At 46.0% G+C, this 17,094-nt stretch carries 13 protein-coding genes; 10 read left to right on the top strand and 3 right to left on the bottom strand.

What is annotated here, in order from left to right:
• Nucleotides 1-14 precede the first annotated feature (14 nt).
• The gene (locus tag CHH60_RS05075) at nt 15-827 is read right to left on the bottom strand and encodes an undecaprenyl-diphosphate phosphatase (RefSeq protein ID WP_095358215.1); all 813 of its coding nucleotides are present in this window, start codon (nt 825-827) and stop codon (nt 15-17) included.
• Nucleotides 828-1,277: 450 nt separating this feature from the next.
• Between CHH60_RS05075 and CHH60_RS05070 the strand changes: the two genes are divergently transcribed.
• Nucleotides 1,278-2,999: an ABC transporter ATP-binding protein gene (locus CHH60_RS05070; RefSeq protein ID WP_095358214.1), complete on the top strand. Its 1,722-nt coding sequence runs from the start codon at nt 1,278-1,280 to the stop codon at nt 2,997-2,999.
• 116 nt (nt 3,000-3,115) lie between these two features.
• Here CHH60_RS05070 and CHH60_RS05065 read toward each other — a convergent pair whose 3' ends face one another.
• Nucleotides 3,116-4,888 (bottom strand): ABC transporter substrate-binding protein, encoded by a 1,773-nt coding sequence (locus CHH60_RS05065; RefSeq protein WP_095358213.1) that lies wholly within the window; start codon nt 4,886-4,888, stop codon nt 3,116-3,118.
• Nucleotides 4,889-5,027: 139 nt separating this feature from the next.
• Here CHH60_RS05065 and CHH60_RS05060 point away from each other — a divergent pair, with 139 nt between their 5' ends.
• From CHH60_RS05060 to CHH60_RS05045, 4 genes are all read left to right on the top strand, one after another.
• Nucleotides 5,028-6,263, top strand: a complete 1,236-nt coding sequence (locus CHH60_RS05060) for an MDR family MFS transporter (protein WP_095358212.1) — start codon at nt 5,028-5,030, stop codon at nt 6,261-6,263.
• Between the two features lie 379 nt (nt 6,264-6,642).
• Nucleotides 6,643-8,091: an amino acid ABC transporter substrate-binding protein/permease gene (locus tag CHH60_RS05055; RefSeq protein WP_095358211.1), complete on the top strand. Its 1,449-nt coding sequence runs from the start codon at nt 6,643-6,645 to the stop codon at nt 8,089-8,091.
• A complete protein-coding gene (locus CHH60_RS05050; protein ID WP_095358210.1) occupies nt 8,084-8,812 on the top strand; it encodes an amino acid ABC transporter ATP-binding protein in 729 nt (242 codons plus the stop codon). Before CHH60_RS05055 ends, CHH60_RS05050 begins: the two co-directional genes overlap by 8 nt.
• A gap of 146 nt (nt 8,813-8,958) precedes the next feature.
• Nucleotides 8,959-9,651: a hypothetical protein gene (locus tag CHH60_RS05045; protein WP_095358209.1), complete on the top strand. Its 693-nt coding sequence runs from the start codon at nt 8,959-8,961 to the stop codon at nt 9,649-9,651.
• Between the two features lie 58 nt (nt 9,652-9,709).
• Here the strand turns inward: CHH60_RS05045 and CHH60_RS29700 are convergent, their stop codons facing one another.
• The gene (locus CHH60_RS29700) at nt 9,710-9,847 is read right to left on the bottom strand and encodes a hypothetical protein (protein WP_176475987.1); all 138 of its coding nucleotides are present in this window, start codon (nt 9,845-9,847) and stop codon (nt 9,710-9,712) included.
• A 160-nt stretch (nt 9,848-10,007) separates the two neighbouring features.
• On the opposite strand from CHH60_RS29700, the gene CHH60_RS05040 reads away from it, so the two are divergent.
• The 5 genes from CHH60_RS05040 (at nt 10,008) to CHH60_RS05020 (ending at nt 17,085) form a co-directional block, all read left to right on the top strand.
• Nucleotides 10,008-10,886 (top strand): ABC transporter permease, encoded by an 879-nt coding sequence (locus tag CHH60_RS05040; protein WP_246310935.1) that lies wholly within the window; start codon nt 10,008-10,010, stop codon nt 10,884-10,886.
• Nucleotides 10,886-11,755: a carbohydrate ABC transporter permease gene (locus CHH60_RS05035; RefSeq protein ID WP_095358207.1), complete on the top strand. Its 870-nt coding sequence runs from the start codon at nt 10,886-10,888 to the stop codon at nt 11,753-11,755. Before CHH60_RS05040 ends, CHH60_RS05035 begins: the two co-directional genes overlap by 1 nt.
• Nucleotides 11,756-11,778: 23 nt before the next feature.
• A complete protein-coding gene (locus CHH60_RS05030; RefSeq protein ID WP_095358206.1) occupies nt 11,779-13,311 on the top strand; it encodes an extracellular solute-binding protein in 1,533 nt (510 codons plus the stop codon).
• Complete coding sequence (locus tag CHH60_RS05025) at nt 13,308-14,633, top strand: Gfo/Idh/MocA family protein (protein ID WP_095358205.1); 1,326 nt, start codon at nt 13,308-13,310, stop codon at nt 14,631-14,633. Before CHH60_RS05030 ends, CHH60_RS05025 begins: the two co-directional genes overlap by 4 nt.
• A gap of 160 nt (nt 14,634-14,793) precedes the next feature.
• A complete protein-coding gene (locus CHH60_RS05020; RefSeq protein WP_095358204.1) occupies nt 14,794-17,085 on the top strand; it encodes a helix-turn-helix domain-containing protein in 2,292 nt (763 codons plus the stop codon).
• Nucleotides 17,086-17,094 lie beyond the last annotated feature (9 nt).

Here is a 17,094-nt window from a genome sequence, read left to right as displayed (position 1 = left end):
TACAGGTCTTAAAGTTACAAGAAGATAAGCAATAATGTTCCGGCAATAAAACAGTAGTAGGAGAAGTATTTCAAATTTCCTTTCGCCATAATGCCCATGAACCATCTCATTGAGAAATACGTGACTACGAGTGTCGTTATGAAGGCAATCAGATAAGGAATGGCAAGCTCTGATCGATTGGGGTCGTTTGCGATGTCGGATGCTCCCATGACCAGTCCACCCAAGCTAATCGGAATATAGAGCATAAAGGAAAATCTCAATGCAGTTTCCTGTTTCATACCGACCGCAATGGAAGCTATTACGGTAGCTCCGGAACGGCTGATCCCCGGAATCAGGGCTACGGCTTGAGCCAGCCCAACCAAAATCGCATCTTTGGTAGACAGATCTCCATCACGCTTGCGGCCACGCAGATTGCGAATGAGCCACAAAGCAACTCCGGTAACTAATAAAGCAATGGAGACGGTATGTACGGAAGCGAAAACTTCTTCAATGCGATCCTTGAACAGCACTGCAGCAAGCGCAGCAGGAATGGTTCCAATAATGATGTATACCACAAACATAAATTCTGCTCTGTATTGTTGGTCCCGTGTACGAAGGTATTGAACTGCGCCAACAATCAGCTTTTTGATATCTTCACGATAAATAAAAACGATAGCTATTAGCGAAGCTGTGTTGGTTAGAATTTCGAACGATAAGCCGTTTTGTTTCATCCCCATCAGCCGCTGTGCAATGATCAGATGTCCACTAGAAGAAACAGGGATAGGTTCCGTTGCTCCTTGGACCACTCCCAAAAACAAATACTTCAACCACAAAATAATGTCTTCCATCTTCTCCTCCTTGACGTTATTTCCAGAAAAAACACATAGGTTTTCATTCTATCATGATCATAGCTTGTTCCCTTGTTGAGTTGCAAGTTTTAATAAAGTTGCACAAATTCACTTGAAATCATTGGTTGATTTTAAGGAAGGCCAAAGGCTATACTAGACCATATCTTTTGAATTGAGGTGAAATGAATGTCTTCCCGTATCGTTCGAAGTAACTAGTTTTCGGGCCGGATCAAAACGCGTACCGGCTATCAAGGGGGGCGTCTGCCCATTTGATCGCATGAAACTGGAAACTTCGGATGGTGCCCAGGCAATCATTTTGTTCGCAGGCCAGGACACATCAGATCTATGGAACCTACAATGACCTTCTCATAGAGAAGGACTTGCACAGGTCCATAACTGAGCTCGTCCTGGCCTTTTTCTCATTTTAAAAGATAAAGGGGCAGGAGAACGGTGTTAAAACAATGTTTATTTCAATTAAAATGGTGGATTTTCCTATACATTGCCTTAGGCTGGGCCATTCAGCTATTCGGCAGCCTGGGGATATTCTTCTTCCAGAAGATATTGGATACGGCAATACAGGTTAATCGGATGGACGAGATGATCCATTTGATCATGATCTACGGAGCACTTTTGGTGGGGACGGTCATTCTGAACTACGTAGATGAGTATCCAAGCGTTTATCTTTCCAAGCGGTTGACCGAGCAATTGAAGATCATGGCACTAGCCAAAATAGCAAAAATTGATTATCAGGCATATCAAAACGTGGGAACTGGAAAAATGATCAAAGTCATCGAAAATGGTGCAGAAGCAGGGAATGAGATCATTTATGGCTTTTACCTCAAGACATTACATGAACTGCTGCCGACGATTTTGTTCAGCCTTCTGTTTATCAGCTTCTACGATCCACGGATTATGATCATTATTGCGGCTGGTTATGTCGTCGTTTTTGGCGTAACGAACCTGATCCTGAAATTTCTGTACCGAATGAAATCAACGATATTGAACGAACAGGAGTCCATCTCCAGATACTCTATACGCGGATTCATGGAACTGGTCGTATTTCGGACGAACAAACGATATGAGAAAGAAATGGCGAAACTCAGCGCATCAGCAAGGCTAATGATTAACAAAAGCGCGCAGCTGCGGATGATTCATGAAGCTTTTTTTGCGATATTTGAGGTGTTTATCACCGTCATTAAGCTTGTCATCCTGTTCTTTGGGGTTAAGAGCGTTGTTACAGGAGACTCCTCCATTGGCGTTATTGTGGCATTGTTTCTTTTCATAGAAAAGATTTACTCACCTATCGCTATTTTCAATGTGTTGTTTGTGGATTATCGGCTGAATCAAGTGACCTATAAGCGGTTTGATGCGTTCATTCAAGCTCCGGAGGACCGCAACCTGGATCGTGGTCATGAAGTGATGGGGCTCAAGGGGAATGTGGAGTTTCGCAATGTGTCATTCGGTTATAGTGGGGATAGTATCTTACATGATATCTCGCTGACCATTCCCCAAGGTTCCTCCGTTGCATTGGTTGGCAGGAGTGGGAGCGGAAAATCAACGATGATCAAGCTGTTAACCGGCCTGTTAAAAAAGAACAGCGGCAAGCTGCTGGTGGATGGCCTTGATATCGACGAGCTGAAGCTGAATAGCTACTATGACCATATCTCATATTTGTCACAGGAGACGCCAATCTTCGATGCGACCATCCGGGACAATGTTTGCTTTGATCAATCGATTTCGGATGAAGCTATCTACGAATTGTTGGATAAAGTTCATCTTAAACATACCATTCTGAAATGGCCGGAGGGATTAAATACGCTTGTTGGCGAGAGAGGGTTGAAGTTGTCCGGCGGGGAACGTCAGCGGCTTGCCTTCGCCCGAATCCTGTTACAGCGCAGAAACGTGTTGATTCTGGACGAACCGGTGGCGGCTCTGGACAATATAACGGAGAAAAGCATAATGGAAACGATCCTGAAAGAGTTCAGCGGCAAAACAGTCATTATCGTCGCACATCGATTGAACTTCATCCGGCAGGTCGACCAGATCGTGGTTATGGACGAAGGAAAAATTGTCGGTCATGGACCTTTCGACAAATTGATTCAGAACTGCGAACCATTCCGTGAGCTGTGGCTAAGAAAGGACGCGGAGCAAGCTTTGCAGCCGATTGAATGATGGTGGTGGGTAGATCCGTTTCTTATATACCTTAGGTTCGGATTGTTCCAGAACAGATGAGAAGATACAACAATAAAAAAGGATTTCCGTCATTGGACGGAAGTCCTCTTTTTATTTTACTGCTTAATCCATATCTTAGAAATGTCCATAAAACCAAAGTCCGACGTCTGCAGACCTGAAAGGCTCTGATTAAGCTGAGCCCTTTTGTTCACATGAGCCCCATGCAATATCCAACAATTAAGGCGTAATATATCTTCAGCTTCATTCAGCAGGCTTATCCGATCAGGTTCATCCAGCTGTGCAAAAGGCTCCAGCTTATCATCCAATATGGATATCTGTTCAGTTGACATGCAGGCATTGAACTGATTGGACAACGTCTTGAAATAGTGAATCATGCCGTATTGCCAATCCTGCTCCAGAATCTCCTCCGCCATGATTAAATCGGTAAATGATGTCTCTTCAGGCTGCAAGTTATCGATGGAAGCAGCCACCTCAATGTGCAGTCCAATTGCTGCTGCACGTTGCTGTATCCAATGTGCAACACGCATATCCTTGTTAACGGTGCAAGATAGAATCAAGGTCTCGCCCTGATAACCGCTGCTGTCCAGCAATTCACTTGCATGATCAAGCGATGCTTCTGACCAATGCTGCTGCGCACTTCTCCATGGGAGAAAGCTGCTAGCGGGTGTAATCAGATTCTCACCCAATTCAGCGACCAGAGCTGCGGAGTCGTACACTATTCTCAGTGCTTGACGAAAATGGAGATGATGGTGAACGCCAGGCTTCTGGAAGTTAAACAGTAAATACTGGCATCCGAGTGCAGGATAGTCAATATCTTTTGGTGTTTCATCATTTACAGACTTCTTCAAGTGATCTTTTCCTTGCAATTCGTAATATCGGTGCTGGCTGCCCAAGTCCGGCACAAACCAGATATATACCTGATCGAGGAGGGGACGAAGCCCATAATAGCTGTCAAATGCACGAAGTACGAGCACTTCATTATTTAGTTCACTAATTTGGAAAGGACCTGTACCGATCAGTTGGTTCGAACTGTCAACATCATAGGGGAGAATTGTCATGGGAATGCAGCTGAACAGGTGTAGAAAAAAACGATTGGGCTGATGGAGATAAAAACGAATACAGTAATCACCATCTAATTCGGTGTGCTCGATATCCCGGTACAGCCATAATGAAGGACTTTGGACCTCATGCAGACGCTGCCACGTTGACTGCACATCTGCTGAAGTCATGATACGTCCATGATGAAACCGGACACCCTTACGCAGATAAAAGACCCACATCTTGTAGTCCTCACTGCATTCCCATGAATGTGCAAGACTTGGATGGAAAGTCCCGGACTGAGCATCAAAGGTAATTAATGTATTGCATATCTGACCTAACAGGTAAGTCTCAAATGCCGTGTAGACAGAAGCCGGATCCAGGTTCCCCAGACGACGCGAACGCATCATTCGAAGTACATCCTGACCCGAGCGTGTTTCCATATGGCTGTGAAAACCCATCTGCTGGTTCAACAAACGGAGCAATCTCTGCCTGATCACGCCATTCAAGTCCCAAGATTCCAGCGAACCGATGAGTTCGACAGCTTCCTTCATTTTGCCATTGCTTATTAAGCCAAGAAAGTGATCTTCCATTACTTCGTCCGTACTCTTTAGAAGTGTCAATTTGGAATGATGTCCCCTGCCTATCCCCGGCTGCCAACAAATGAAACCAGCTGCTTCCAGCTTACGCAGTATGAATTTGACATTCCGTGGAGTGCAGAATAGCTCGGTCGAGAGGTTTTCTATTGTTATCGCAGCAGGTTCATCTACTTTAAGGGACAGCCGCTCTGATGTGACAAGCCGAAGGTAGTGTGTGATGTATGTATCCATAGGTCTGCTCCTTTATAAAGGGTGAAATGCAAAATGAATTACTTACACTTTTATTTCCCCCTTTGATCCTTACAATTATAACTAATGAAAGTGACATGCGCAGTCCTTTTTTAATCACCCGGAATAGGAGATATACCTTATGAAGCAGCTTCTCAGGCAAATACACCCTTTGGCGTGGACCATCATTATCGGTACCATGTTCGGACGTCTGGTGACATCCATGAGCATTCCGTTCTTATCCATCTATTTAACTCGCGTATTGGAGGCTTCACCGACAGAAACGGGCCTAACCGTTGCAGTAAGCTCTCTGGCTGGCGTACTCATTAGCTTCTACGGAGGATACATCTCGGATCGGATAGGACGTCCAATTGTCATGCTGGTCTCGGTGTTTAGCTGGGCAGGCGTTTTTTTCATCTTTTCATCGGCGCAGCATTTATGGGTATTTTTCATTGCCAACTCACTAAATGGCTTATGCCGTGCTTTTTTTGAGCCAACTTCACGCGCGTTATTGTCGGATATTACTCCTTCACAGCACAAGCTGCTCGTTTTTAATCTGCGTTATGCCTCGATTAATCTTGGTGTTGTTTTTGGCCCAATAATCGGACTTTACCTTGGATCAGCCGAATCGACGTTTCCTTTTATCATAGCAGGCATGGTATATGTGATGTACGGACTGGTCTTGTTGTTTCAGTTTAGCGTGAGGCATACCGATCTCCCTAGGCCAGTCCACACTCTTGCACCAAGCCTGAGGGCTGCTCTGAGTACAACCACTAGAGACCGGGTATTCCTGATGGTCCTCATTGGAACAACGTTCTGCGAACTGGGTTATGGACATTTCGGTTCAACATTAGCGCAGTATCTGACCCTGAATCCGAATATAGAGAACGGAAGCCAAATATTCTCCTATATGTTCTCTCTTAACGCCATGACCGTGCTCCTCGTGCAATACCCGATTGTACGGACGGCCAGGCATTATTCGCCAATTGCCTCGCTCATTCTTGGTAATATTCTTATCGCTGGAAGCTTGCTGCTGTTCGGATGGGCAGACGGACTGGTAGTGTTATTCATTAGCGTCATCCTGTTTACCATTGGAGAAGTGCTGCTGTTTACCATGATGGACTTGTTCATTGACCGGATTGCTAAGCCGGAGAACAAAGGGATCTATTTTGGAACCATTGGTTTTAATCATTTGGGCAGTGTGATAGCACCGGTGTTTGGAGGTCTGCTTCTTGGTCATTTTGGGTCAGCAAATGGGGTTTCTGTCTTTGCTCCTCTGGCGCTCGCAACAGCGATGGGTCTCCCTTTTCTATGGAAGGCACGTCAACATCAAATTTTGCGGGAACGTCAAGAAAAAGTGTTTCAAGCGAGTGCTTAAAAAGGTAATGGAAGGTGCGGCTGTTGACAGTTATAAGTACATGGTTGAGACGAAACATTTTTGATTGAAAGAGGGATTATTGTAAATGATAAACATATTCCGGATGGATTCCGTACGAAAAAAACACATATTCAACATTCACCAAAAATTGGTTGGGTTGCTGAATGATCGAAAGGACGAGTGCGCTTTACAACGGTAAATAAAGAGTGGATGCGAAATGAACCCTCATCAGTCACACGGGAAGCCTCCTAATGGAGAAGAAATCAATACTTAAAATTTAAAATGTTTATTTTCACAAAAACAATATGACTGTATAATGGGCAATACGTCTGAAAAAAATGTAACACAGTAACGTAGTAGACCGAGAAGGGGAGGACATATGAAAACAACAAAGGTCTCGTTTTTTGTACTTTCGCTAGTGCTGCTCTTGGTGACCGGACTATCCGGTTGGGCGGGGGCTGCTGATGCAGAATCCAACACCGGCAAAACCTATGTCATCGGCACAGACATTACCTTTGCTCCGTTTGAATTTCAGGATGTAAATGGTGATTTTGTCGGAATCGACATGGATTTGCTTGATGCCATTGCCAAAGATCAAAATTTTAAGTATGAAATTAAAGCTCTCGGATTTAACGCTGCGGTGCAGGCACTTGAGGCAAATCAGGTCGATGGTGTTATTGCGGGAATGAGTATTACTGATGAGAGAAAACAAAAGTTTGATTTTTCAGATTCATACTTCGACTCAGGCGTAGTTATGGGCGTTAGCGCCAATAACGATTCCGTAAAAAGTTATGAGGACCTCCGAGGCAAAAAAGTCGCCGTGAAAACGGGAACAGAAGGATACACTTTTGCAGAGTCTATTGCCTCGAAATATGGCTTTACAATTGTACCGTTTGATGATTCTTCACAAATGTATGATGATGTCAAAACCGGAAACTCCGTAGCCTGTTTTGAAGATTATCCTGTACTTGCTTACGGGGTGAAACAGAATAACGGTCTTAAAACGGTTACAGAACCCGAAATAGGAGGTTCCTATGGGTTTGCCGTAAGTAAAGGGAAGAACCAGGAACTTCTGCAAATGTTCAATGATGGACTAACAAATATCAAGGCAAACGGGGAGTATAAACGTATTACTGAGACCTATGTTGGTGAAAATGCTTCGACAACTGCCAATATGGGGCGTTGGGAGTTGGTTCAGAAATCCCTGCCATCCCTGATTAAAGGTCTGGGTAACACGCTCTTATACACCATTGTTTCATTGTTTTTTGCCTTTATTCTAGGATTGATCTTCGGATTTATGAAAGTGGGACATAATAAATTCCTTCGCGGTGTAGCCACCGTATTTGTGGATGTATTCCGCGGGATTCCATTGATTGTCCTGGCTTTCTTTATCTACTTCGGGATTCCGCAGGCGCTGGGCTTCACCATGCCACTGTTCCTGGCAGCCATTCTGACGCTTAGTTTGAATGCAGGAGCATATGTTACCGAAATTATTCGCGGGGGGATTCAATCGATTGATCGTGGACAGATGGAAGCTGCCCGTTCACTGGGTCTGCCTTATCGCAAAGCGATGATGAAGATTGTTATCCCTCAGGCCATCCGGATTATGATTCCATCATTCATCAATCAGATGGTCATAACACTGAAAGATACGTCGATCTTGTCCGTCATTGGTCTGGTGGAGTTGACGCAATCGGGTAAAATTGTCATCGCTAGAACGTTCGCCTCTTTTGACATCTGGTTAACGGTTGCGATCATGTATCTGATTGTCATCATTGCATTGACTAAAATCGCTGACTATCTGGAGGTGAGAGTTCGCCGTGGGTAAAATTAAGGTTGAAGGATTGAAGAAAAGTTTTGGCTCGAATCAGGTTCTGAAAGGTATCGATATGACGGTCTCCGAAGGTGAAGTGGTTTGTGTCATCGGCCCGTCCGGTTCGGGGAAAAGTACGTTTCTGCGCTGTATAAACCAATTGGAAGAGATCACTGCAGGCCGGGTTATCGTTGATGACCAGGATCTGAATGATCCGAAAACCAATATCAATAAAGCTCGTGAAAACATTGGTATGGTATTTCAGCACTTTAACTTGTTTCCACATTTCAGCGTGCTCAAAAATATTATGTTCGCACCAAGAGAGCTTGGTAAGCTGAACGAGCAGCAAGCTCGGGAAACTGCGCTGCGCTTGCTTGAGCGGGTAGGCTTGTCGGATAAGGCGGACAGTTACCCTAACAAGCTTTCGGGTGGTCAAAAACAACGGGTCGCTATTGCTCGCGCGCTTGCAATGAACCCAGACGTCATGCTGTTTGATGAACCGACTTCCGCGCTGGATCCCGAGATGGTTGGTGAGGTTCTGGGCGTAATGAAGGACCTCGCAAGCGAGGGGATGACGATGATGATCGTAACCCATGAGATGGGATTTGCCCGTGAAGTTGCCGATCGGGTGATCTTCATGGATGGCGGATACATCATCGAGCAGGGTACGCCTGCCGAAATATTCGGTAATCCGAAGCATGAGCGGACGATCAGCTTTTTGGAAAAAGTTCTTTAATATCCAACAAAAAAACCTTCAAGACACTGTGCTTGAAGGTTTTTTTGTTATATATAAATCAGAAATTGAGAGGTTAAATATGGTAATATTAGAAGGGTTTTATTTTTCTCATAAGTTGATTTAAATAACAAGGAGGTTCGGAGATAATGCAACTTCGAATGAAACGACGGATCGGGATACTTTTAGTTGTGATTATTTTCTTGATCTCCTCGTTTTTATCTTATGTCTATCTTAACGATAGACCGGGTGGATTTTCAGATCAACGGATGTCAAAATTGCTTGGCATGGATGAGACCGTACATATCCCTACTGGGAAAACTCCGGAAATGGCGATTCAAAAGTTTAGATCTGAACAGTATACATCACAATTTATCCATGAAGAGCCAGTGGAAGGCGGTATGATTGTATTTACACAAAGAGCAAGCACAGAATCCAGTAACCTTCAAATAGAGTATGTGCGAAAGAGGATTTTTGGTTGGAAATGGGGATGGGGAGGAGGATACGGGATTAGTAAATCTCCATCAAATCCACCCGCATTGGACTATATGAGTATGCCTCGCTTGGAACATATCGAATCTCCTTTTCCCATCATATTCGGAAATGTACTGAACCCTGCAATCAAGAGGATAACGGTCGAAACGAAGGGAAGTGGAAAACAGATTTCTACTAAAGCTAAAATGGTTGAGGTGGGGGCTGAAAGAAACATTTGGTTTGTATTGCTTCCCTCGTCTGCAAGCACTCCATTCGAAATAAAGGCATTTAACGAAGAAGGCGTACGTATAGCAATTAAGGAGATTAATGATCCCAACGACAGTGGATCTCTACTGATTGAAGACTGATTACATTTAGTGTGTTAAGAAATACTATCCGAAACAATGAGCTTAACTGCTGCGTATCTTAGGTCGCCTCATATGGCGGCCTTTTTGATGATTTTACCCGTACCAACCGATTCTCCAGCGAATGAACCAATCCTGCGAAAGGTTGCTGTGTAAGCGATTGGTTCATGATTTGGCCGATTGCACGATTGTTGATCATGCTGCTCCTCCATATGATGTGAACAGAGGATCCTGCTCATCATTCACATTATTAACTGCTAAAGGGGGCCCGAGATTGTATGGCTGAGCTCACGGAAACACCTGCACGGCAACCCGGAGTTACAGTGGGCAAACGCATCAAAAAAGGATATTTGCGAAACATGAGGAAACATTGGATGCTGTACGTCATGATCTTACCCGGTATTTTGTTTTACATTATATTTAAGTATATCCCTTTGGGAGGAAGCGTCATTGCATTTCAGAATTTTCAGATCATGAAAGGGATCTGGAGCAGCCCGTGGGTGGGCTTGGATAACTTTAAGTTTATTTTTACGTATCAGGACTTCTATAATGTACTCCGAAACACAGCTCTGATTGCGTTCTACAAGCTGGTCGTCGGATTTCCAGCTCCCATCCTGCTTGCGCTGCTGTTTAATGAGGTACGGAAGATGCTGGCCAAACGTTTCCTGCAAAGCCTGTTCTATTTACCGCATTTCCTCTCCTGGGTCGTAGTGGGTGGAATCGTCTTTGAAGTTCTTGCCTCGGGTGGTTTTGTAAACGCTGTCCGTGGATGGTTTGGCTTCGAGCCCATTCTGTATATGCAGCAAGAGCAATATTTCCGGCCCATTGTTGTCTTGTCTTCCATATGGAAGGAAGTGGGGTGGGGGACCATTATTTATCTTGCAGCCATCAGCGGTGTTGATCCAACCCAATATGAAGCTGCCGTCATGGACGGAGCTAATAAGTGGAAACAGGCGATTTATATTACACTGCCTGCGTTGTTCCCAACGATCCTGATTCTGTTCCTGCTGAATATCGGCAATTTTCTGGAGCTTGGTTTCGATCAGGTGTATAACCTGCTGACGCCAATGACCTATTCGGTAGGGGATATTATTGAGACATATGTATACCGCTCAGGTGTGCTGCAGGGGCAGTATAGTGTCACGACAGCCATTGGACTGTTCCAATCCGTCATCGGGTTTATCCTGCTCTGGGTCTTCAATCGATTGGCCAAAAAGACAGGGGAGGGGTTGTGGTGATGAAACAAACCTTTGGTGAAAAATGCTTTCAAGTCGCCAACTATGTGTTCTTGACAGCTGCAGCTTTAACCATGATCCTGCCATTGCTTCACCTGCTCGCTGTATCCTTAAGTTCGCCGGTTGCCGCCGATTCCAAGGAAGTTTTTCTGTGGCCGGTCGGCTTTACCATGGCTTCCTGGAAACATATTTTACAGAGTTCGGGCCTTTGGCAATCGTTTGGTGTAACCGTATTCATCACGGTCGCAGGGACAGCGCTGAGTATGCTCTTTTCTATTCTGACCGCCTTTCCGTTATCACGCAAAGAGTTTCTGATTCGCAAACAGGTCATGCTTGGGATAGTCATCACGATGATCTTCAATGCACCGATGATTCCCTTCTTCCTGACGGTCAGAGAGCTGGGTATGATGAATTCCATATGGGCACTGATTATTCCGGGGGTCATCGGTACGTTCAACATGGTCATTCTGCGCACCTTCTTCATGAACTTGCCCAAGGAATTGGATGATACTGCCCGGATTGATGGCTGCCACGATTTTCGAATCCTGTTCCAGATCTATCTGCCGCTGTCCAAACCGGTTCTTGCCACAGTCAGCCTGTTCTATGCCGTAGGATACTGGAATACGTTCCAACGCGCCGTACTCTTCGTTCGGGATCCTGATCTGTGGCCGCTTCAGATGAAGCTGCGTGCCTATTTAACCAGTCCGGAAGAACTGGCTCAGGTAAATATGTTCCTTGATGATTACGACTTCAACACCACCACATTGAAAGCAGCAACGATTCTTTTTGCAAGCGTTCCCATTATATTGGTGTATCCTTATTTACAGAAATATTTTGTCAAAGGTTCGCTGCTTGGATCGCTAAAAGAATAAATCTTGATCAAGGGGATGATTCGATGAGAAAACGACTGACCCAAAAGTTTGTACCGATCGTGCTCAGTATGGCCATGCTGGTAGTCGCCGGTTGCAGTTCCAACACCAGCGATTCAGGGAGTGGTTCTGCTGAAGGGAGCTCCGGTATCCCAATCGTGAAAGTATTCAAGAGTCATATGGGCATCGGGAGCATGCCCGCAGCTGATGATCCACACGTGAAATATGTTGCTGAGAAGACGGGCGTCCAATACGAGCTGATTACAACGCCTCCCGGCTCGGAACCCTCGGAATATCTGAACCTGATGATCGCTTCCGATGAGCTGCCGGATATTTTACGCCCGATCGGAGGTGTGGAACAAACATTGATTCAACAAGGTGGAGCGCTGCCGCTGGATGATCTGCTCCCTGAGTACGCTCCGCATGTCTGGGAAAGTATTCCTCAAGAAGCCTGGGATATTGTTCGCTCAGCTTCTCCCGACGGCAAAATTTATTATGTACCTAAAGTATTCCTTGTCCCGGAACGGGCACCTTTGATCCGCAAGGATTGGCTGGATAAGGTGGGCATGGAAATGCCAGCAACCGTTGACGAATATGTTGAAATGCTCAAAGCCTTCCGTGACAAGGACCCGAACGGCAATGGCAAAGCAGATGAACTGCCCACAAGCGGAAGGGAATTCGGAAGATGGATGGACCATCTGTTTGCCATGTACGGAGTCGCCATGTGGGAAGGGTATCCGGAATGGGATGAATACAACGGCAAGATTCAGTATGCCGGGACAACGGACAACATGAGAGAGGCAATTAAGTTCATCCGGATGCTGTACGAAGAAAAACTGCTTGATAATGAAACGTTCCTTAACAAAGGAGAAGTATGGCAGGCCAAAATTAACAATAACCTGGTGGGCAGCTGGTACCACTTGCCGGCGAATGTTCGCGATCGTCTTAACGCTATGCTGACACAGGCACCGGATGCCTATATCGCAGCGATGCCGCTGCCAAAAGCCGAAGGCTTCGAAGCGTTCGTAACACAGAAGAGCATGGGTGAGCCGGAATGGATGATCCCGGCCGCGAAGCAGGATAATGCGCCTAATGCATTGAAGCTGCTTGATTTCTTTTACAACCCTGAAAATGATGAATTTGTCCGTTTCGGACTGGAAGGGGAGCAACATGAAGTCAAAGACGGACGCAAAGTTATTCTTCCGCCTGCAGACAACAAACCGCTTGCCTTGGGTATGAAGAACTTGACTACTGCAGAGGACATGAACAAACGGATTGAAGAGACTTATCCGGAGGACCAACAGCAGATGGTGAAAGACATGTTCGTTGTGAGCACAGCCGATGCCCGACAAATTGCGGGTGATGGCCTGCCGGCTTCCGTGTATGAAGGGTTTCCTGATATCCAGTCACACAAGCTGTTTCAAGAAGTATTGACCAAGATCGTTATCGGAGAGCTGCCTCTGGAGGCTTATGATGAATACGTGAAGAAATGGAATGCCTCTGGAGGCGAAGTGGTCACCCAGCGGGTCCAGGAATGGTATGAGAAGGTGAAGAAGTGAAAAAAAGATATGCTATATGCGGAGTGAGCGGCAGAGCTTTGGGGCAGTTCGCCAAGCCTATTCATGAGGTGTTCACTCACAACTCGGAGATTGTGGCACTGTTGGATACGGATCCCGCGCGATTCGAAGCTTATCGTGCGCGCTTTCCTCATCACTCCGAAGTTGCTGTGTATGGAGCATCTGATTTTGCGTCCATGGTGGAGGATACCAAGCCAGACTGCATTATTGTCGCCGGCAGGGATGATACCCATGTCCACTATATTACCGCCGCGCTGGAGCGGGATTTGGACGTAATTACCGAGAAACCAATGGCGACAACCGGAGCAGACGCCAGGCGAATACTGGATGCTGAAGCGCTGAGTAAAGGCAAAGTCATCGTAACATTTAACTACCGATATATGCCCATTCACATGCGGATCAAGGAATTGATACAGGAAGGCAAGATTGGCCGAGTCACTTCCATCGATCTCAACTGGTACATTGATACGCATCACGGCTCCAGCTATTTCAAGCGCTGGAATCGTGAGCGGGCTTATTCGGGTGGACTGTCCGTTCACAAAAGCACCCATCATTTTGACCTGGTTCAGTGGTGGATTAACCAAAAGCCTGTGGAAGTCTTTGCTTATGGAGCACTGAATTATTATGGCGCAGATGGGGAGTGGAATCCGGCACGGGAAGATGGGCGGCATTGTCGTACGTGCAATGTCTCGGAAGATTGTGCGTATTACTCCCGTTGGACACCGCGCAGTCGGCAGATCCGCGTACCGGATGATCATCTGAACCTGCTGGGTTCGGCCACTACGGACTTTCCATACACATCATATCGTCCAGATCAATGTATTTTTGATTCCACCATCGAGATTGAAGACACGTATACAGCATCTGTGAGATATAGTGGCGGGGCACTCATGAGTTATTCGGTCAATTTTTCACTTCCTTATGAAGGCTATCGGCTGGCTGTGAACGGTACGAAGGGGCGCCTGGAAACACTTGAATACCATATGCCTGCACGTACTCCTTTTCCGACTCCGGTTCAGACCATCGACTATTTCCCACTGTTTGGTTCCAAAGAGACCATACACGTCGTACATCGGGAAGGCGGACATGGTGGAGGGGATCCATTACTTCTAGAGGATATCTTTCTTGGAGAAGATCAACACCGTCCTTTCCGGATTCTCTCCGGAGCCGTGGATGGAGCTTACTCCGTCGCAGCAGGCGAAGCCGTATGGCGTTCGGTCTCCGAGCATCGTCCCATAACTATAGAAGCGGTGCTAGGAGGCTGGGGGAATAAGGTGTCTGTGCAGAATTCGAGAAGTGAGTGAACATTTAATTACATTAAATGATGGTGAAAACAGCCATAGCAGCAGGCAAGTGTGAGATTGAGATGCTTGAAGAAGTCAAAATAGGCTGTTAGGCCGGGTCGCACCGGGCAGTGCGAAACTGTATAATTGCGGTATATTGCACATAAGGTGGGAGATAACTGTGACCCTTTCCTTTTTGAAGTGGTTAAAATTCAATTTCACCAATACCCAGACCCGGCTGCTGCTTATTTTGACCATTGTTGTCTTCATGATTATTATCGCAGTAGGCATGACAACGTATTATTCGGCCAAGTCGGTATTACAGCAGGAGCTCAGTGAACCGCAGCACCAGATGCTGCGCATCAGTATGAATGATATTGATGAAGTTATTCGGGAAAGCGACCAGATCGCTGTGAAAATTGCACTGAATAACCATGTGTATAAATTTCTCACGAGTGAGGTGCAGGGATCATACCGCAATGTCACCGAATTGGTACAGTTTCTTGAAACCTTGACTAGCAGTACTCCTTTTATTAAAAGCGCTTACATTTATGATGTGGAAAGGGAGAGCATGGTCGCTTTTCCTCAGGGATATAGTTCAAGCAAAGTCAATTTTCCCGATTCGGGCTGGGTAGGTGTGGCTGCTGAATTAGATGACCGCCCCATGCTGGTGAAGCGGAGGGAGATTGCTGCAGGTTCAGGGGTTCCTGCCTCCCAGATTACACTGTATCGCAAGATTATGCTGGCGGGTCAACTTAAAGGGATTATTGCCATCAATTTTAAAACGGATCAAATGTTCAAGCACATGCTTCTTTCTTCCGTCTCTGATCTCGATAATCATCGTTTCATTCTGGATGCCAACAATAAACCATTATATGACCTTGGTAATTATCCAGTAGAAGAGGAAGCGGTGGAGCAGGTCCTCGCGACTCTGGAAGGAGAAAAGCTTGGTGAGTTCAAGCACGAGGGCCAATTGCTGCTCGCTTCACAGACGATGTCCCCGTATACAGGTTGGCGCTATCTTTCAATTATTTCCCAGGAAAGTTTACTGTCCAATGCTCAGAAGATTAGGAACATTGTATTCTTCGTTTCACTGTTGGCACTTGCCGTAGGCGCCGCTACGATTGCTTTTTATAACAGAGCAGCCTTTAAACCGGTGAAACGGATGAGACAACTGCTTAGCGGATATGACCGTCACCGTATCAGTCCAGAGTTGATTGATCTCGAGAAAATAACAGGACAACTGCTGACGGACCATGCACAGCAAGCCATTAATCTCAGACAAACACTTCCTGAAGCATCCTCCAAATTTCTGACCGATATCTATGCGGGACACATGACGGGTTACCGGGAAATTGGTGAAAAGTGGAATCGATACTTCAAGGAATGGAGTGATAGTCCGCTGACCGTTGCTATATTGTCTATTGATAATTATCATGCATGGTGCGAAAGGTTTAAGAAGTCGGATCAATCCCTTCTGAAGTTTGCCATTGCCAATATCATTGCAGAACTGCTGTCAGGGGAGTGGCGTCTCACTCCTGCAGATCTCGGCAGGGACCGATTGTTAATCATGCTGCAACCGCTTGATCTCGTAAGAGAAACGGATGCATCCACTTCAATTGGTGAAGCACTGAGAATGATTCCGAAACTGCTCAAGTTCCAGGTCTCTGCAGGCGTAAGCGAGGACCAAGGCGGACTCAAGGACCTTCAACAGGCGATGCAGCAAGCGGACAGCGCGCTGGGTTTCAGGTTGTACCACGGTTATGAACAAGTGATACGGTTTGAGGACATTTCTGATCACGAAGAACCTGGACGTGCAGAGGAAAATGAATTCATGTCCCAATTGACTGAAACGATCGAAGCCGGCAGTGGTGAAGAGGCAATCAGGCTCATGGATAAAAGATTTAACCGCATGAAGAGTGAACGGTGGCACCCGTCCTCGGCGATATCCTTTCTTGAATCTGTAGCGGAGACGCTGGAACGAATTCGCATGAAACGGGATCCTGAGGCTTGCGGGTTCCGAGTTTCCGGTTTGCGGACGATGAATCTGGAGTCTGCATGGTCACTGCTGCGCAATGAGGCAGAAGCGCTCGCGGCATGGTATGACAGTATGCAGCTCAGAAAGGACTATATCGTTTGCCAAACGATGATTGCATACATGAATGATCATCTGGAAGACCCGGTTAGCATACAGGACATTGCTGAGCATGCAGGTATCGGTTCCAGTTTGGCAAGTCAGCTGTTCAAGCAGGAAATGAACGACACCATTCTTGGTTACTTTACCAAGCTGCGTATGGACCGGGCTTGTGAGCTCCTGAGGGAAACCGACTACAGAATATCTGAGATCGCTTCCATGGTGGGATATCAGCATGAGAATAGTTTTATCCGTGTATATCGCAAAACCAAGGATATTACACCGGGGAAATACAGAGAGATGATGCGGGCCCGCAGGGATTCCTTGATGGAATCCTAGTCTCCCATC

Origin of the sequence: Paenibacillus sp. 7523-1, assembly GCF_002276415.1 — a bacterium.
Lineage (GTDB): Bacteria > Bacillota > Bacilli > Paenibacillales > Paenibacillaceae > Paenibacillus > Paenibacillus illinoisensis_A.
The sequence above is the reverse complement of the archived record's forward strand: the minus strand, read 5'-3'. Positions and strand labels throughout refer to the sequence as shown.

What these genes read in the sequence shown, in the direction of transcription:
- CHH60_RS05075 (WP_095358215.1), bottom strand. Translation starts at nt 827, where the DNA reads ATGGAAGACATTATTTTGTGGTTGAAGTATTTGTTTTTGGGAGTGGTC.
- CHH60_RS05065 (WP_095358213.1), bottom strand. Translation starts at nt 4,888, where the DNA reads ATGGATACATACATCACACACTACCTTCGGCTTGTCACATCAGAGCGG.
- CHH60_RS05060 (WP_095358212.1), top strand. Translation starts at nt 5,028, where the DNA reads ATGAAGCAGCTTCTCAGGCAAATACACCCTTTGGCGTGGACCATCATT.
- CHH60_RS05055 (WP_095358211.1), top strand. Translation starts at nt 6,643, where the DNA reads ATGAAAACAACAAAGGTCTCGTTTTTTGTACTTTCGCTAGTGCTGCTC.
- CHH60_RS05045 (WP_095358209.1), top strand. Translation starts at nt 8,959, where the DNA reads ATGCAACTTCGAATGAAACGACGGATCGGGATACTTTTAGTTGTGATT.
- CHH60_RS29700 (WP_176475987.1), bottom strand. Translation starts at nt 9,847, where the DNA reads ATGATCAACAATCGTGCAATCGGCCAAATCATGAACCAATCGCTTACA.
- CHH60_RS05040 (WP_246310935.1), top strand. Translation starts at nt 10,008, where the DNA reads ATGAGGAAACATTGGATGCTGTACGTCATGATCTTACCCGGTATTTTG.
- CHH60_RS05035 (WP_095358207.1), top strand. Translation starts at nt 10,886, where the DNA reads ATGAAACAAACCTTTGGTGAAAAATGCTTTCAAGTCGCCAACTATGTG.
- CHH60_RS05030 (WP_095358206.1), top strand. Translation starts at nt 11,779, where the DNA reads ATGAGAAAACGACTGACCCAAAAGTTTGTACCGATCGTGCTCAGTATG.